The sequence below is a fragment of the Mesobacillus campisalis genome, from assembly GCF_000986785.1.
Lineage (GTDB): Bacteria > Bacillota > Bacilli > Bacillales > Cytobacillaceae > Mesobacillus_B > Mesobacillus_B campisalis.
On sequence record NZ_LAYY01000004.1, the window covers coordinates 120076 to 138282 of the forward strand.

At 46.9% G+C, this 18207-nt stretch carries 15 protein-coding genes; 14 read left to right on the top strand and 1 reads right to left on the bottom strand.

The features are described from left to right. Positions 1-188: 188 nt before the first annotated feature. From WQ57_RS05015 to WQ57_RS05070, 12 genes are all read left to right on the top strand, one after another. Positions 189-1385 carry an acyl-CoA dehydrogenase family protein gene (locus WQ57_RS05015; protein ID WP_046522628.1) on the top strand — a complete coding sequence of 399 codons (1197 nt, stop codon included), beginning with the start codon at positions 189-191 and terminating at the stop codon, positions 1383-1385. A gap of 62 nt (positions 1386-1447) precedes the next feature. Next, complete coding sequence (locus WQ57_RS05020; protein ID WP_046522629.1) at positions 1448-2305, top strand: FAD synthetase family protein; 858 nt, start codon at positions 1448-1450, stop codon at positions 2303-2305. A 50-nt stretch (positions 2306-2355) separates the two neighbouring features. Then, a complete protein-coding gene (locus WQ57_RS05025; protein WP_046522630.1) occupies positions 2356-3237 on the top strand; it encodes an isocitrate lyase/PEP mutase family protein in 882 nt (293 codons plus the stop codon). Positions 3238-3256: 19 nt separating this feature from the next. Beyond that, the gene (locus WQ57_RS05030; RefSeq protein ID WP_046522631.1) at positions 3257-3688 is read left to right on the top strand and encodes a GlcG/HbpS family heme-binding protein; all 432 of its coding nucleotides are present in this window, start codon (positions 3257-3259) and stop codon (positions 3686-3688) included. A 14-nt stretch (positions 3689-3702) separates the two neighbouring features. Further along, entirely contained in the window at positions 3703-5079 is a 1377-nt protein-coding gene (locus WQ57_RS05035) for an FAD-dependent oxidoreductase (RefSeq protein WP_046522632.1), read from the top strand. A gap of 79 nt (positions 5080-5158) precedes the next feature. Next, entirely contained in the window at positions 5159-6022 is an 864-nt protein-coding gene (locus WQ57_RS05040; protein ID WP_046522633.1) for an aspartate/glutamate racemase family protein, read from the top strand. A gap of 43 nt (positions 6023-6065) precedes the next feature. After that, positions 6066-6860 carry an electron transfer flavoprotein subunit beta/FixA family protein gene (locus tag WQ57_RS05045; protein ID WP_046522634.1) on the top strand — a complete coding sequence of 265 codons (795 nt, stop codon included), beginning with the start codon at positions 6066-6068 and terminating at the stop codon, positions 6858-6860. 13 nt (positions 6861-6873) lie between these two features. After that, a complete protein-coding gene (locus WQ57_RS05050) occupies positions 6874-7866 on the top strand; it encodes an electron transfer flavoprotein subunit alpha/FixB family protein (RefSeq protein ID WP_052948646.1) in 993 nt (330 codons plus the stop codon). Positions 7867-7903: 37 nt separating this feature from the next. Then, positions 7904-9325 (top strand): FAD-binding protein, encoded by a 1422-nt coding sequence (locus tag WQ57_RS05055; protein ID WP_046522635.1) that lies wholly within the window; start codon positions 7904-7906, stop codon positions 9323-9325. Positions 9326-9441: 116 nt separating this feature from the next. Beyond that, a complete protein-coding gene (locus WQ57_RS05060) occupies positions 9442-10170 on the top strand; it encodes an SDR family NAD(P)-dependent oxidoreductase (RefSeq protein WP_046522636.1) in 729 nt (242 codons plus the stop codon). A gap of 130 nt (positions 10171-10300) precedes the next feature. Beyond that, the gene (locus WQ57_RS05065) at positions 10301-12415 is read left to right on the top strand and encodes a (Fe-S)-binding protein (protein WP_046522637.1); all 2115 of its coding nucleotides are present in this window, start codon (positions 10301-10303) and stop codon (positions 12413-12415) included. Positions 12416-12442: 27 nt separating this feature from the next. Next, positions 12443-13789 carry an MmgE/PrpD family protein gene (locus WQ57_RS05070; RefSeq protein ID WP_046522638.1) on the top strand — a complete coding sequence of 449 codons (1347 nt, stop codon included), beginning with the start codon at positions 12443-12445 and terminating at the stop codon, positions 13787-13789. Positions 13790-13924: 135 nt separating this feature from the next. On the opposite strand, the gene WQ57_RS05075 is transcribed toward WQ57_RS05070, so the two are convergent. Then, a complete protein-coding gene (locus WQ57_RS05075; protein WP_241481482.1) occupies positions 13925-15271 on the bottom strand; it encodes a sigma-54 interaction domain-containing protein in 1347 nt (448 codons plus the stop codon). A gap of 330 nt (positions 15272-15601) precedes the next feature. On the opposite strand from WQ57_RS05075, the gene WQ57_RS05080 reads away from it, so the two are divergent. After that, a complete protein-coding gene (locus WQ57_RS05080) occupies positions 15602-16687 on the top strand; it encodes an aromatic ring-hydroxylating oxygenase subunit alpha (RefSeq protein ID WP_046522639.1) in 1086 nt (361 codons plus the stop codon). Continuing rightward, positions 16684-18132 carry an aldehyde dehydrogenase family protein gene (locus tag WQ57_RS05085; protein ID WP_046522640.1) on the top strand — a complete coding sequence of 483 codons (1449 nt, stop codon included), beginning with the start codon at positions 16684-16686 and terminating at the stop codon, positions 18130-18132. The genes WQ57_RS05080 and WQ57_RS05085 overlap by 4 nt, the downstream gene beginning before the upstream one ends. The last annotated feature ends 75 nt before the right edge of the window (positions 18133-18207 follow it).

Consider the following 18207-nt stretch of genomic DNA (forward strand, 5'->3'; position numbering starts at 1 on the left):
GAAACAAAATATTTACGATAAAAACCAATAAAAATTAGCAGAAATTATTCCAAACTTGAATTGTTTTTACTCTAGAAGGAATACATCGAATTTTCTAAAATTAACTCAAGCGCTGAAGATAACGGAAAAGTTCGTCGGACATCATCAGGTTTATCAGGACCTATTCAACCAAGGCAGGAGAGATGACCATGACAAGTATAGCTGTCGAGACGGCAACGGATCTAGTCGAAAAAGCTCGTTCATTTGCTCCTAGACTGCGCGAACGCGCAAAGGAAACAGACGAACTCCGCCGGATTCCGGAAGCCACCATTAAAGAACTTAAGGAAACTGGATTATTCCATATTCTCCGTCCCAAAAGGTTTGGCGGATATGAGGCTGATATGAAAACCTATACAAAATGCGTCGCTGAAGTTTCCCGTGGCTGCGGCTCGACCGGCTGGGTATACGGGTTATGCTGTATCAGGGAATTAATGATTTCCGAATCCTTTTCCGAAAAGACCCATTTGGAAATTTACGGTTCAGGGGAAGACGTTTTATTTGCCGGAGTATTTGAGCCAAGAAAAATTAAGGTGCAAAAAGTTGAAGGCGGTTACATCATCGAGGAAGGATTTTGGCCGTTTTGCTCCGGTTCGCTTCATGCCACATGGGGATACTTTGGAATGCCTATCGTCGATGAAAAAGGAAACCATGTGGACCAGGGATTGATTACCGTGCCTATGAGCCAGGTGGAGATCGCCGATGACTGGAATGTTGTTGGGTTAAAAGGGACTGGCAGCAATAGTGTCTATATGAATGGTGTTTTTGTCCCAGACCACCGCGTGGTCTCGTTCACGGATGCGATCCACGGAAAGTTCCAATCCAGTCATTTCCGGGATATCCCATTGTACAATACAGCCCTTTTCCCTGCCCTGGCCATGTCACTTGCAGTTCCGGCCCTGGGGATGGCGCAAGCGGCTCTTGAGTTTTTTATGAAAGTGCTTCCGAACCGGAAAGCAGCCAATCTTGGTGTAGAACAGTTGAGTGAGGCCGCTTCGACACATAATCAGGTGGCTGAAGTTTCCCTCAAGATTGAAGCTGCTGAACTGTTGTTCCATAAAGTGGCCGATAACCTGGATACTTGGGCTGGCAGCGGCGAATATATGCCGAAGCCAGAAAGAGTGAAATCATTGGCAACGCTTGGATATGCTGTGCAAATATGCAAAGAAGCCATCGACCTGATTCTCCTTGCAAGCGGTTCGGCGATTGTCGCCCAGGGCCATCCGCTCCAGCGCATAAGCGCGGATTTCTCGGCTTTGTACACACATCGGACGATTTCGCCGATTACATCCAAGGAAAACTATGGACGCGTTCTTTGCGCCCTGGATTCCAATACCAAAAACATTTAACTGTAATCACCTTGGAAGCAAGATATGAAGTGAACATAAATAAACCAACAAGGGGGCTCGGCATGAAAACGATATATTTGAACCCTGGAAATCTGGCATTCTGGCAAAAGGCCGCAGAACCAAACATCATGGCATTGGGCTTTTTTGACGGGCTGCATAAAGGCCATCAGGAAGTCATCAATTCTGCGAAGCAGATTGGAACCGAAAAAAAGCTTCCAGTCTCTGTGATGAGTTTTTTCCCTCATCCGAAGACCGTTTTATCCAATGGAAGCAAGCAGGTAAACTACCTGATGCCGCTTTCTGAAAAAGAAAAGGTGCTTCGTACCCTGGGTGTGGATCTTTTTTATATCGTCGAGTTTGATAGAGAATTTTCGTCGCTGTCCCCTGAAGAGTTTGTTGGAAAATATTTGGTTGATCTGGGCGTTGTCCATGCCGTAGCTGGGTTCGATTATGCGTATGGCTGTAAAGGGGCCGGCAATATGGATCGGCTAAAGGCAGATTCAGGCGGACTTGTTGATGTGACCAAGGTTCCGAAAGTGGAGTGCCGCGGAGAAAAAATCAGTTCCACCTGTATTCGTGAAAGACTGCTAAAAGGGAAGGTGGATGAGATGCCTGACTTCCTGGGCAGGGAGTATGAGGTCGATTGTGAATATGACGGAGTCACTTTAAAATCCAAGCCTTTTTATACTTTGCCGGCACCTGGCATCTATGATGTCACCCTAACAGGAACGATGAAAACACAGCACGCCGAGGTGAAGGTAACAGAGCAAAAAGAGATGATTCTCCTTAAGCCGCTCTCCAAACCTAAAAAAGGATGGCTAACCATTCAATGGCATCGGCGGATTGGAGAAGCAACTCCATATCCTTTGTATGAAAAGATTTGGGATTATCACTCATTGGCCCATCATGTCCAAGGGTGATCCCAAACTTTCAAATATAGCTATAAAAAGAGAAAAGGTGATAGTTTCGGATGAAAAAAACAGAAAAGTTTCAGTCTTTACTGCACCAGCCAGGTTCCTTCATTCTCCCTGGAGCCTATGATGCAATGTCGGCAAGATTAATCGAGGAGACGGGATTCAAAGCCATCTATGCAACAGGTGCAGGAATCTCCAATGCCCAGCTGGGCTGGGCCGATGTCGGGCTTACCACGATGAAAGAGGTGGCTGACATTGTGGCCCGCATGGCCGATGTGACGTCTGTCCCAATCGTCGTTGATGCCGACACCGGGTTCGGAAATGCCATTAACGTCATGAGGACGGTCCGCGAATTTGAACGCGCCGGCGTGGCCGCCATCCAGATGGAGGACCAGGTATCGCCAAAGAAATGCGGACATTTCAGCGGGAAAGATGTGATTTCGCAGGAAGAAATGGTCGGGAAAATCAAGGCAGCACTGGATACAAGACAAGATGAGAAACTCGCCATCATTGCGCGTACCGACGCATTGGCCGTCAATGGCATGAGCGATGCAATTGAAAGGGCCCATGCCTATAAGGAAGCTGGGGCCGATGTTATTTTTGTCGAAGCGCCTACAACGATTGAACAGCTACAGCAAATCACCTCCTCCATCAAGGGAATCCCGCATATCATCAACCTTGTTGAAGGCGGGAAGACGCCGCTTGTTTCATTAAAAGAAGCCGAGGACCTTGGATTCAAAATCATGCTGTGTGCCAATACCGTTCTGCGCTCGGCCATCAAGGGAATCACGGAATCTCTAAAAAGATTAAAAGAAGAAGGCTCACAGGAAAATATTCACGATCTGATTTGTACCTGGGAAGAAAGGCAGACTCTTTTTAAACTCAATCAGGTTAAAGAGTGGGAAAAAGAGTATCTATATACCTTAAATCTAAAATAAAAAAAGGTGGTAATGAACAATGGCAAACTTTACAGAATCGAAAAATATCAGTCTGGAACTAGCAAACAAAATCCTTGAGGCAGCACGTGCAAAAGGTGAAGAACTGGGCATGCCTTTCAGCATTGCGATCGTCGATAAGCCAGGCAACCTGAAGGCATTCCAGACAATGGACGGAGCGCCGGTATTGAGTCTCGATATCGCCCAAAACAAAGCGTTCTCTGCCGCTGCGTACAACAGGGCCACACATGAATGGTATGACAGACTTAAGGATGATCCGCCGCTATTGCATGGAATTGTCCACACTCCAAGACTAGTCATTTTCGGCGGCGGCTACCCAATTCGCATCAACGGCGAAGTGATCGGCGGAATTGGTGTCAGCGGAGGCCATTATTCGCATGACATGCAGGTATGCGAGGCAGGACTGGCTGTGCTCGAAGGCATCGAAGTGTAAGGGTGTGAATCAGGATGGAATCCTATGAACTGGTTATTTTAGGCGGAGGACTTGCCGGCATGTGCGCTGCCGTGGAGGCAGGGGAGCAGGGTGCGAGTGTGCTGCTGCTTGAAAAGCAGGATGAGCTCGGCGGAAGCACCGTCCTTAGTTCAGGGTATATGGCTTTTGCAGGTACCGACATGCAGGAAAAAGCGGGCATAGAAGATTCAACTCAATACCTCGTCGACGATCTGCTTGAGGTTGGCGGCGCAGTCAACAGGAAGGAACTCATTGACGCCTATGGCCAACATCAACTGGAAACCTATACATGGCTAAAAGGTCATGGAGTTGAATTCCGCACGCTGCAAGCGGTCAGCGGGCACAGTGTTCCCCGCGGCCATACGATTGACCCGCACCAGGCAATACAAGTGCTGTATAAAAGGGCCAAGGAGCTTCCAAATGTAAAAATTCGGCTGAATGCTCCTGCAAAAAGGCTTTTGAAAAACGCTGAAGGCCGCATTGATCAGGTACTATTTGAAGCAGACGGAAAAGAGCATACTGCTGCAGCTGCAAAAGGAGTGCTGCTTGCCTCGGGAGGCTTCGCGAAAAGTGAAGAGTTTCTGAAGCTATTTGCTCCTCACCTTGATGAGGCCCTCCGGATTGGCGGGGAAGGAAACCATGGCGATGGATTGAAGATGGCCTGTGAGCATGGTGCCTGGCTGCTCGACCTTCCTTACCTGAGCGGAACGTACGGATTTCACCCAAGTGCCAACAGTGCCGTTAAGTCGCAGGGATTGGCCTTCTACAAGGGAGGAATCATCGTCAATCAGGATGGGAAGCGGTTTGTCAATGAATCTCTTTCTTATAAACTTTTAGGAAATGAGGCATTACGGCAGCCTGAAGGAATTTCCTATCAAATATGGGATCAGACGGTGATGGAGAAAGCCGTCGGAGATGATCCGCTTTATGATTTTGACTTGCTTAAGCGGCGCAGGCTTTTGTATCAAGTGGATACATTGGAAGAGCTGGCAGACTGCATCGATGTGCCGGTTGAAGTACTGGAAAACACGATTGCTCTTTATAACAAGGGAATCGAAAGCGGATCTGACCCGGAATTTGGCCGAAAATCGCTCACCCATCATTATGGAAAGCCGACACCGATTGAAAAAGCCCCATTTTATGCGTTTGAATCAACGGTGGCGATGCTTGCGACCTATGCAGGTGTTGCCGTGAATCCACAGGGACAGGTGCTCAATCCATATAATGAAACCATTCCCGGGCTGTACGCAGCAGGAGAGTTAACGGGCGGTTTTCACGGCGCAGGGTATGTGACCGGATCTTCGCTTGGAAAATGCGCCATTTTCGGCAGATTGGCCGTCCAGGACGCACTGAAAAAAACGACTGTCGTCTAAGAGGAGGGACCTGCTAAGGCATATATTGTGCCTTAGCAGATTGTTCCTATCCTAAACTCTTTCAGGGAGGTAATGAGTTGTGAAAATCTGGCATCAAAGCCTGACTAGTATTGAATCGGTGGTCCCGTACCGGGATGCTGTTCTAAAACATATCGACACCGTCGCTCGTCCAGGAGTGGAGGTTGTTCTCCATGGAATGTCCAAAGATACATACCCGACGAATTATCCTGGACATTTTATTACGTATTCCTACCTGCAAAACCTGCACCGTGAACAATTCGTACGTGCAGCATTAATGGCTGAGAGTGCCGGCTATGATGCAATGTTCATCGGGACTATACCTGATGTTGGCCTGCTGGAAGCCCGGACATTGGTCGACATCCCCGTAATCGGCTACGGCCAGGCCTCTTTCCATATTGCCTCCATGCTTGGTGACACGATCGGCGTCGTGAATTTTCTGGCTCCGCTGGCTGATGAACTGCGGGAGAATGCCAGGAGATATGGCCTTGGTGGCAAGCTTGGCCCAATTGTCCAGACAGAGGTTGGTTTTGATGATGTCCTGGCCGGGTTTGAAAATCCGGAACCTGTCATTGCCTCCTTCATAAAGGCAGCCGAAAAAGCGATTGCGGAAGGGGCTGATGTCATCGTTCCGGGGGAAGGGCCAATGAATGTATTCCTGGCAACCCAAGGTATCTCGCGGATTGGGGATGTTCCTGTAGTCGACTCGTTTGCTGCCGGAATCAAAATGTGTGAATCACTGGTTGATCTCAGAAAGAACTCAGGTGTTTACATGACCCGGCGCGGTTATTACAATGCCAAGCCGCCGGAAGAGGCAGTCGCAAGGCTTCGTGAACTGTACGGTTTGGTTGCTGTCCCGGATCCCCAAAATGACGAAGGACTCCCGGTTAGAGGGAGGAACCAAGCATCCACATCTGTTAAATAGTCTAAATTTTCAATATACATTTTTCGAAAAGGGGTGAGCCCAAATGCATATCGTTGTATGTCTAAAGCAGGTGCTGGATCCGGAACTCCCGCCGCGGTACTTCAAAATTGATCCAGAGACCAACCGTCCGGACGATGGCGTTGCCGACATGGTGATGGATTCCTATGCGGAAAACGCATTGGAGACAGCGATTCAGCTTAGAGATAAAATCGGCGGGGCCACAGTGACTGCCCTTTGTCTGGGGGATGAGGATTCAGAGGATGTCCTCCGCCGTGCACTCAGCTTTACTGCCGACCGGGCCGTCCGTGTATGGGAGGACGAATGGGAAAACCTTGATGGCCAGGCGGTAGGCCATATTCTTGCTCGAACGATCCAAAGTTTTGGGGGAGCGGATCTCGTTCTCACCGGCTACCAGGCGAGCGATATTGAAGAAGGATTAGTGGGTCCTGTGCTAGCGGAAGAGCTTGGGATTCCCTGTGTGACATTGGCCTCCGAATTAGCCGTCGAGGGCAGCATACTCAAGGCAACATGCGAAGCAGAGAATGGCTATCAGGTGATTGACGTGCCGTCTCCAGCAGTATTCACGATTGTTAGTTCGGAAAAAAATGTTCCCCGGCTTCCCAAAGTAAAAGATATCAGGCTCTCGAGAAGCAAACCAATCGAGGAATTGGAGGCAGACGACCTGGAGATTGATGCAGAACGATGTCAGCCAGCTGTTGCCCTGCGGAAAGTCTATGTTCCTGATCGGGAGGTCGCCTGTGAGTTCCTGGTTGGGGAAGATGGTCCCGAACTTGCTTCCGGATTGGCAGGGAAACTTATGGAATTAAAGGTTTTGTAGGAGGTCGTTACAGATGGCAAATGTGCTTATATATGCAAATCAGCAAGGAGGGAACCTCAGTTCCAATGCCAGGGAAGCCTTGGCTTTTGGCAGCTCCCTTGCTCGTTCTGCAAACGGAGAGACAGCGGCCGTTCTCATCGGTCCCGGAGCCGGGACAGCAGCGAAGGAAGCGATAGCCTTCGGTGCTGAAAAAGCCTACACCATCGATTCACCATTATTGGCACAATATCAAGTGGAACTGTATCTCGATGCAATCAGTGAAGCTTTTGAAAAATCACAATCAACGATACTGGTCCTGCCCTTCGACCGTAAAGGAAAAGACCTTATCGGCCGCCTGGCCACCCGGTCTTCCGCGTCTGCGTTAACGGAAGTCATTGATTTCAAAGTGGAAGAGGGGACGGTTCACTATGTTCGTCCCATCTATGGCGATAAGGCTTATGGAGAATATACGATTAATCGAAAGAAAGCGGTCATCGGAATACGGCCAAAGAGCCATGAACCTGCATCCAGGGATGAGAATCGGACAGGCGATATTATTCCATTGAAAATTGACCTTTCCGAAGAGGTTATCGTATCAACATTGGCGGAAAAAATCGAAAGCGCCCTTTCTGGTGTAAGGCTTGAAGATGCGCGGATCATCGTATCCGGGGGAAGGGGACTTGGCGGACCGGAAGGATTTGATGAACTGGAGGCTCTTGCCAATGTCCTGGGGGGTGCAGTGGGCGCCTCCCGTGCAGCGTGCGATGCCGGCTGGGTGCCAACAAGTTTTCAGGTGGGCCAAACGGGTGCGGTAGTCGCACCGGATCTCTACATTGCGGTCGGAATATCGGGAGCAAGCCAGCATCTTTCAGGAATCACAAATGCAAAAACAGTTGTAGCCATAAACCATGATTCGGAGGCTCCAATCTTTAAACGGGCGAATCTAGGGGTTGTGGCGGACTATATGAGTGTGATCCCTGCCCTTACCAAAGCACTAAAAAAGAGAATGGGCGTCAATACCGGTTAGATTTTTAAAATATAAAATCTTTAAGGAGGGTACGAATGTGGGAAGAGAATTGGATTATGATATTGTCGTGATTGGCTGCGGCGCTGCAGGGACAGCAGCGGCCCTGTCAGCTGCTGAAAGTGCCAAAAACCAGGGAGAAGATCTTCGGATCGCGATTTTAGAGCGGGCGAATTTTGACAATAGAGGCGGAAATTCCCGTTGGACGGCCTCTTATATGAGGATGAAAAACATCGACGAAGTAGCAGATCATTTTGTGGAAGATATGATGACGTTTTCGGATAACTATGCGGATCGCCCCTACATTGAAACGCTTGCTGCAAATGCCGGCCCTACGCTGAGATGGGTAGAAGAAAAAGGCGTTGACTTCGACTACCTGCCAACCATGTTCCTGACTTCCACGCGTCCCCGTCTGCTTCCGGTCGGCGGAGGCCGTGCGATCATAGACAATCTATCCCGCCGCGCCAGTGCGCTTGGAGTGGAAATTATCTATGAAGCGACTGCATGGGAAATCGGACTGGATGAGGATGGCGCCGTCAGTGAACTGATGGTCCGCATCAAGGGCGGTGCTTCCCTGAATTTAAAAATCGGTGCATTGATTTTGGCAGCCGGCGGTTTCCAGGGAAGCCATGAAATGATGGCCCAGTATATCGGCCGGGATGCCCATACCATCAGGCCGGTTTGTGAAGGCGGGAAATACAACAAAGGCGAAGCCATCCGCATGGCCCTGAATATTGGGGCAAAAGGCACCGGCCAATACGATGCCTTCCATGCCGAGCCGGTTGACCCGCGAAGCAAACGGGAAGAAGCGGCCGTCATGACCTACCCTTATGCCATCCTGGTTGATAAAAATGGCAACCGTTTTGTGGATGAAGGTATTTCCACCATTGATGAGCAGTATGAGGCAGTTGCCCGCAAGATTTTCTATGACCTGCCCGGCCACATTGCTTATATGATCAGTGATCAAAAAATGTATGATATCCCTAATTATGAACAGGCGCTGGAAACAGATAAGCCGGCGATAGTGGCTGACACATTAGAAGAGCTGGCCGACAAGATCGGGGTTCCTGCTGCCAGTCTGAAAGCTACCGTTGAACAATTCAACGCCGCTGTCCAGCCTGGAGAGTTTAACTCGAAGAAAAAGGACGGCAAAAAGGCGGTTGGTATCACACCTCCTAAATCCAACTGGGCGATTACCATTGATCAAGCACCTTTTATTGCCTACCCAATTGTCTGCTCCAATGTATTCACGAATGGCGGTCTTGCCACCGATACCAACGGCCGGGTGCTGTCCGGGGATGATCACCCGATTCCAGGTTTATATGCAGCAGGAGAAACGGCAGGCCTTTACTATGGAAAATACCCAGGCGGCACATCTGTCCTCCGTGCATTGGTCTATGGGAAAATCTCCGGTGCACATGCAGTAAACTATGTCACCAATCCGGAAAAAATCGGGATTTAAAATTATTCGATCTCTTTCAAGTATAACTCCTTACCTCTCTTAAGGGAGGCAGGAGTTATACCTAAATGACAAATTTATTCAAACTTTAAAAGGTTAACAATTTTGGGGGGATTTAGATGGAATTACAAGGCAAGGTTGCACTCGTAACAGGCGGTGGACGAGGCATTGGGAGGGAAACCAGTCTTTTGCTGGCAAAACATGGCGCCAAAGTCGCTGTTTTTTCCCGGAGTGAAGCGGAAGTTTCTGATACGGCGAATTATATAACAAATGAGTTAGGCGGAGAAGCGATTTACGTAACGGGCGATGTAAGGAGCGTGGAGGATGTAAAAAAAGCGGTCAGAGAGACACGGGAAAAATTAGGGGATGTTGATATCCTGGTCAATAATGCAGGTACCATGCTCCTTAAGCCACTTGATGAAACAACGGTTGAAGAATGGGACTTTGTCCAGGATATTAATAGCCGTGCCCATTTTCTCCTGGCTCGTGAGGTTGTTCCGCAAATGAAAGAGAATCGAGATGGAGTGATCGTCAATATTTCTTCCATTTGGGGAACAAAAGGCGGCCCAGACCGCAGTGCTTATATTACCTCAAAATTTGCTGCGATTGGCTTTTCAAAAGCTTTAGGGGAAGAACTAAAACCTTATAATGTAAGAGTAAATGCAGTCTGTCCGGGTCCGGTTGATACGAAGATGACAGATGATCTAGGTCCTGACCTGAATAAAACAGGGTGGCTGCAGCCGATCGATATCGCGCACGTAATCGTGGATTTATGCTTGCCAAAATCAGTTGCTGTGACAGCAACGGCCGTAGAAGCCTTTGGCGGCGGACGTCCGGTTGGTTTATAGAAAAGCGAGAGTGCTTTGCTGAGCCCAAATAAGTCAGTGGACCCTACATTGTCACTGGCTTATTTGTCGTAGACAGCGGGAAGCTGCCAAGGATACAAATAATGGCCGAAAACAGAGGAGGAAGCCGCCATTGAACGGATTATTATGGATAAACTTAATCGCAACCATTGCTGTTATAGGGTATGCCGTCTATTTATTTGCCTATTTACTAAAAACGCGCTACCAATTTATTAAACTTGGAAAAAAAGAGGAATACGATCAGCGTAAAGATGAACGGATCCGCAATATTATGGTCAATGTGTTTGGTCAGAAAAAATTAATGAAGGATAAAAAAAGTGGTACGATTCACGTCATCTTCTTTTATGGATTTCTTTTGGTCCAGCTTGGAGCAATCGATTTTATCATTAAAGGGGTTATTCCAGGAGTTGCAATCCCCTTTGGTCCATTCTACGGACTTTTTAAATTTTTCCAGGAAATCGTCACGCTCATGATTCTTATCGCTGTTGTGGGAGCATTTTATAGAAGGTATATCGAAAAGCTTGCCCGCCTGAAGCGTGGCTGGAAAAATGGGCTGGTGCTCATTTTTATCGGTTCCCTCATGCTATCTGTCTTGGCAGGCAATGGGATGTATCTGGTTTGGCAAGAGGAACCGGTCCATTTTACATGGATGGAACCAGTTGCTTCATCCATTGCCGTCATTTTTTCAGGAATCCGGGAGCATATTGCCATTTCATTATTTTATGGCATGTGGTGGCTTCATTTATTGGTATTGTTAGCGTTCCTTGTGTATGTACCACAGTCAAAACATGCCCATTTAATTGCCGGACCGATTAATACGTATTTCCACCGATTAAACAAAGCAGGTACACTCCGGACGATTGATTTTGAAGATGAATCTCAGGAAACATTTGGAGTAGGGAAAATCCAGGATTTTACCCAGACACAAATGATTGATTTTTACGCCTGTGTCGAATGTGGAAGATGTACGAACATGTGTCCTGCCACGGGTACAGGCAAAGAGCTGTCTCCAATGAATTTAATTGTCAAACTCCGCAATCATCTTACATTTACGGGGGCTGCGATTACATCCCAGCAGCCTTGGGTTCCAGCATTTGCTTTTGCTGATTCACAAGGCAACAAAATTGGAAGGGGAATCGAACCTTATAGTCCGTCCCTTATTGGGGATGTCATTTCGGAGGAAGAAATCTGGGCTTGTACAACCTGTCGCAATTGTGAAGACCAGTGTCCTGTTATGAACGAGCATGTGGATAAAATTATCGATCTCCGTCGCTATCTTGTATTAACCGAAGGGAAATTGGACCCGGATGCCCAGCGCGCGATGCAAAATATTGAGCGCCAAGGCAATCCATGGGGATTAAACAGAAAAGAAAAGGAAAATTGGCGCAAGCTCCGCGATGATGTGCACATCCCAACAATGAAAGAAGCAAAGAAAGCAGGAGAAGAGCCGGAATATTTATTCTGGGTTGGTTCGATGGGAGCTTTTGATAGCCGCAGTCAAAAAATTGCCCTTTCTTTCGCTAAACTGATGAATGTAGCTGGTGTCTCTTTTGCCATTCTCGGTAATAAAGAAAAAAACTCAGGTGATACTCCACGGCGTCTCGGCAACGAATTTTTATTCCAGGAATTAGCTGCGGCCAACATAGCGGAGTTTGAAAAAAATGAAGTGAAAAAAATCGTCACCATTGATCCGCATGCTTTCAATATTTTCAAAAATGAGTATAAAGATTTAGGCTTTGAAGCGGAAGTGTATCATCATACAGAATTACTTGACCAGCTTGTCAAAGATGGCCGCCTAAAGCCAGAGTATGGTGTCATTGAAACCGTTACATTCCACGATTCATGCTATTTGGGCCGCTATAATGACGTATATGATGCTCCACGCGAGATTTTAAAATCGATTCCAGGAGTACAGCTTGCCGAAATGAAACGGAATCGTCAAGACGCTATGTGTTGCGGGGCAGGAGGCGGTTTAATGTGGATGGAAGAAGACAAAGGGCAACGCATCAATGTCGCTCGTACGGAACAGGCCCTCGAAGTTAGTCCAACTGTCCTCAGCGCAGGCTGCCCATTTTGCTTAACGATGCTAAGTGATGGAACAAAAGCAAAAGGAGTTGAAGATACAGTTGCATCCTATGATGTAGCGGAATTGCTGGAAAAGTCGGTAATCGGTGATGCAGGCAGCACCAGCAGCACAACGGAAGAGAAAGAACTAACTTTGGTCTAATTTGAAATGTAAAGCGGGGGAGTTATTTTGTCATTAAGCACGGAGGTTGTACGGGCAGTAATTCGCAGTCAGAAACGAGGTTTGCCGGAGGAAATTCGTGAAAAGGTGATTCTCCATATTTGCGATACCATTGGAATATCCTTAGCCGCCTATAAAGGGGCTCCTGTTGCTTTAAAATCAATTGCAGGGATTTCTCTGGGGGTAAAGGGAGGGACGGGCCGTGTCATGGGAAGCGGGGATGTTCTCCCCCCGGCCTATGCTGCATTTGCAAATACAGCTTTGGCACATGCTTTGGACTTTGATGATATTCACGATGCGGCCAGAATCCATCCCACCCCTGTTACCCTGGCTGCCGCATTAGCCGCCGGCGACGCTGTCGATACTCCGAATTTGGATTTCATTTCTGCAGTTGGACTTGGTAACGAGTTACTTTGCCGACTGGGATATGCGCTGGAGCCCAAAGGGACGGGTACAGATTCCAAATGGTTTCTAACTCAATTGTTTGGTTATCTCGGAGCGGCCATCACAGCTGGGCTTGTGCTTGGGTTAGATGAAAATCAATTGGTTCATGCGTTGGGACTGGCCTATATGCAAGCAGCTGGCGGGAAAGAACCGGGAGTTGGAACGGGTTCCGAGGCTAGGTCCATTTATCCGGCTTTTTCATCCATGGGAGGCGTTCAAGCAGCATTTTTAGCAAAAGAAGGGGTGACGGCACCTGCTAGCTGTTTGGATGGAAAAGCAGGGCTTTTTCAAAATTATTTTGGAAAGAATTTGAATGAAAAACAGCGGGGCGTATTATTGGACGATGAAACATGGGCATTTTCCGATACTTGCATTAAACTTTATCCGAGCTGCCGTTATTCCCATCCATTTATCCAGTCCGCCCTTGTCCTTCGGAACCATTTTGAACATTGTGAAATGGAGCAAATCGTAATCGGGGTAAATGAAACAGCGAAAATGTTATGTGAACCGCTTGAGGACCGCTGTCATCCTAAAACCGTACAAGACGCCAAATTCAGCATTCCTTTTATGGTGGCCTTTTCATTTGTTCGTGGGAGAGTCTACCTCGATAATTTAACGGGGAAGGACCTCATGGATCCTAATGTAATAGAATTGGCTAAAAGGATGAGAATCGAGCAAACACAAGAAGATACTCCCGGTATCCCTTTGGGTGATATAAAGGTCGTAACTCCTCAAGGAACAAAAAGACAAATAGAACGGATTCATCCAGAAATATTTTATGCTGAAGTGAAAAAGAAATTTATTGAATGTGGTCAGTTTGCAGACATAGCCAATCCCGATGAATTGTGGGAAATCCTATATAACCATTTAGATTATGATTTTATCGAAAAACTGCCAATAATGATTCATTAAAGCAAGCAGGGGGACGGTTCTCTTCAATTAACATGCTGTGGTCTCTCGTATGTTCTGACCGTTTGGTGGTACAGCGCCGGCGGTTTTTTTTTACAAATTAAACGGAGAGTAGAAAGCGGAGAACCCACCCGCTTCCTACACATCCCTGTTGCAATACTCGCTGATCAGCTTTACTGCCCTGGTTTGGCTGATGTTCAGGTCCTTTGCTACTTTTCTTGAGCTTTTATATTTTTCATAGGACTGAGCGACAAGCACTTTCTTAACATGTTCAATGGCATCATCTAGCTTTGACGGAAGGGCGAGCTGTGTTTGCGGCTTGATGTTTTGGGCAATCAGCTCTGGCAGGTCATTTCTCCCGATGGTCTGGTCACTGGTAACAACGAGCCGCTCCATCACATTTTCCAGCTGCCGGATGTTTCCGGGCCAGTGATACTCATAAAAAATATCAAGGCATTCCTGGGAAATGATTTTATTCATTTCATATTTTTTATTAAACGCATATAAAAAATTGTAGGTCAGCGGGATGATATCCTCTTTGCGCTCCCTTAATGGCGGAAGATAGATGTCAATAATATTCAGCCGATAAAATAAATCTTCGCGAAAGCTTCTGTTCCCCACCATTTCAAATAAATCACGATTGGTGGCCGCAATAATCCGGACATCCACTTTCTTCGTTTGGTACCCACCAATGGGAAGGTACTGCTTTTCCTGAATGACCTGAAGTAACTTTGCCTGCAGGGAGAGAGGGAGTTCACCAATTTCGTCGAGAAACAGCGTGCCTTTGTCCGCGATTTCAAGGAGTCCTTTTTTCCCGTGCCTGTTTGCCCCAGTGAAAGCACCTTCCACATAGCCAAAAAGCTCGGACTCAAGCAAGTCTTCGGGAAGGGCAGCACAATTAAGCTTTAGAAAAGTTTTGTGTTTGCGGCTGCTTATGTCATGGATGTATTGTGCGAGAACGCCTTTGCCGGTTCCCGATTCCCCCTGGATTAATATGGTGGAGTCAACCTTTGCAATTTTTTCGCAAACCTTGAGAATATCTTTCATTTTTGAACAATTTGTCAGGGGTATGCTGTGGGGGGCTTCCTCAGGCTGAGAGTCCCTTACCTTTTTAATGCTTTTAAAGGTTTGTAGTTCCCGCGATGTAGTCACAATCAGTTCAATTTCATTTTCTTCATTTAAAATGGGAACCGCCGTGGTTAACAGCTCTGCTCCAATATAGGTTGTCTGCCTAATCGTGACTGGCTTCTTTTCTTTAAGAACCTGTGGAACAATACTGGGCTTCCAATACCCTTTTTCATACAATTCTGCGTTATGTTTCCCAACGACATCCTCGGGTTTTAACCCATAATGTTTTTCACACACTTTATTTACAAAAATAATTCGCCCGTTACCGTCAATTACAAAAATTTCATCCGAGGAATGATCAAGAATTTTCTTTAACGTTTCACCAGTAATCTCAGGTATCTGCATGGCATCTAACATGAATCGTAATCCCCTTATCTATTGAGTTGTTTTTAAATCAAGTGAGGTGAAATCAACTCGATTTTTGAGTGAACTAGTCGTAAAGATTGCCGTTTTTAATAGGAATAGACCGTTTAACAACATTGGCACAGTAATTGCATTAATAATTTACAAGAGATGCAAGAGTTTCTCTTTTACAGGATATCCTTATCATCATTTAACAAAATATTCTGTGACTTGTAAATGCTTTGCTTCTAAATGCATAAGGGGGGAAGCCGCTTTCCGACTGAATTGTTTTCTACTCACTTGATAAGGTACTTAAAAAAAGAAGGAACAGGAGTGGCATGTGTAATGGCAACTTATAACCCAGTACAAAACAAAACCGGTAAAACGTTTGAAAGAACCTTAACTTATGATTTATACACCGACCCAAAGGTATATCAGCAGGAAATGCAGGATATTTTTTCGAAAACATGGCAGCTGGCAGGCCATGTAAGCCAGGTAGAAAAGGCAGGACAATTTTTTACAACCGATATCGCCGGGGAACCAATCATCATCACCCGCGGAAGGGATGAAGTGATCCGAGCCTTTTACAATGTCTGTCCGCACCGTGCCACAAAGCTTGAAAAAAGTGAGGCAGGCTCAAAGAAAATCTTCCAATGCGGCTATCATGGATGGACATTCCATTTGGATGGAAAGCTGAACAAAGCTCCGAACTTTACAGGAGAAGACGCTCACTGTGTCAGCGACCGCTGTCTGCGATCTGTAAGAATGGAAATCATGGAATCGTTAATCTTTGTTAATCTAAATGATAACTGCAAGCCGTTGCTGGAAACGTATGGAGATTTGTTTGATCGTTTGAAAAAATTTCCTTTCCTGGGTGAACTGAAGAGGATTAATCAAAAGACCCGAATCATCAAGGCAAACTGGAAGGCTTTTATAGATAACTATCTGGAGTGTGACCACTGCCACGTGGCCCATCCGAGCTTTGTGGCGACTTTGGATATGAAAAACTACCAAATCATCACCTGCAACAATTATTCCGTTCAGGCTTCCATGGTAAAACCCGACAAAGTAATGGGTACGACCAATTTGAATGATGCCGAGATGCAGGGGGGAGAGTTTTACTGGCTATGGCCCAACCTGATGGTGACGATTTATCCGGGTCCGGGAAACATGGCGACCATTGAGATGATCCCAATTGACCATGAAACAACCTTAGGGGTTTATACCTACTATTTTAGGGATGAAAATCTATCGCAGGAAGAAAAAGATTTGGTAGCGTTTGCAGAACAGGTTAGACAGGAAGATGTGGAGTTAGTAGAATTAGAGCAAATCGGATTCCGGTCCCGCGCTTTTAACCAAGGAATCTATTCTTCTTCAGAAAAAGCAATTGTTCAATTTCACGAGATGGTATTGGAGGCATTGGGACGATGAACAAAGTGGCAGGAGCAGAGAAAAAGCACTTATTTATTCATGGAAAGAAAGTTGTGGCGATAGAATATGCAACCCTTTACTCTCCGTATTCCTGCGAAGCCATTGCCCAGGTTGCAGTGGCCGATGAAAAACTGGTCGAGGCTGCGATTCAATCCGCCCAGTCGGGGTTCCAGGCTATCTCTCAAATGCCGGCTTATAAGCGGGCGTCCATTCTCGAAAATGTGGTGAAGCTGCTGGGGAAAAGGTTGGATGAGGCGGCAGAGGTGATTGCAAATGAAGCGGCGAAGCCCATAGTTTTTGCAAGAGCGGAGGTATCCAGAACAATCGAAACCTACAAGTTTGCGGCAGAGGAAGCAAAACGAATACACGGGGAAACCATCCCCTTTGACGCTTCTCCGGGAGGTACAGGGAGGATTGGCTATACGGTCCGCAAGCCAATTGGGGTCATTGGTGCCATCACTCCGTTCAACTTTCCTATGAATCTGGTGGCACATAAGGTAGGCCCGGCCATTGCTTCAGGTAACTCAATTGTGTTAAAACCTGCGACCCAGACACCATTATCGGCACTATATATTGCCGAATTATTCAAGGAAGCGGGTCTGCCGGATGGTGTACTAAACGTTGTAACAGGGACCGGGTCGGTTGCAGGAGAAGCCCTTGTCCGGGACGAAAGATTGGCCATGATTACTTTTACCGGGAGCCCGGCAGTGGGGATTGCGATCCGTAATAAAGCGGGTTTGAAAAGGACCACCCTTGAGCTCGGCTCCAACGCAGCTGTTATTTTGGATAAAGATACAAATGTGGACCAGGTGATTGACCGGCATATTTCAGGGGCTTTCTCAAACCAGGGGCAGGTTTGCATTTCCCTGCAGCGCATTTATGCTCATGAAGACATCTACGAGGAATTTGCGGAAAAGTTTGCGGCGGCAGCCAGAGAATTAAAGATCGGCGACCCGCTGGACCCTGACACCAATATTTCCGCGCTAATTTCAAGAAAGGAAACAAGACGGGCACTAGAATGGATTGAAGAAGCCCAGCAAAATGGCGCGAAGCTTTTAACAGGAGGGAAGCTCACTGCTGATGGTGTGCTGGAGCCAACCGTCATGACCGATGTCGATCCAAACATGAAGGTTTCCTGCCAGGAAGTGTTTGCGCCAGTGGTGATCCTTAATAAAGTGCGCTCCGTCCAGGAAGCGATTTCATATGTGAATGATTCCAGATTCGGTTTGCAGGCAGGAATTTATACAAAAGACATTGATACAGCATTGTTTGCCAGCGATACACTCGAAGTTGGGGCGGTGATGATCAATGATATACCGACATTCCGCGTTGATCATATGCCATATGGCGGGGTAAAGGAAAGCGGAACAGGACGGGAAGGAATTAAGTATGCGGTTGAAGAAATGACAGAACTAAAGATGATTGTCTGGAATCGGGGCGAATAGGATGCGCACATATCAAATTGCTGTAATTGCCGGGGATGGAATTGGTCCTGAGGTGTTAACGGGTACTTTTTTACA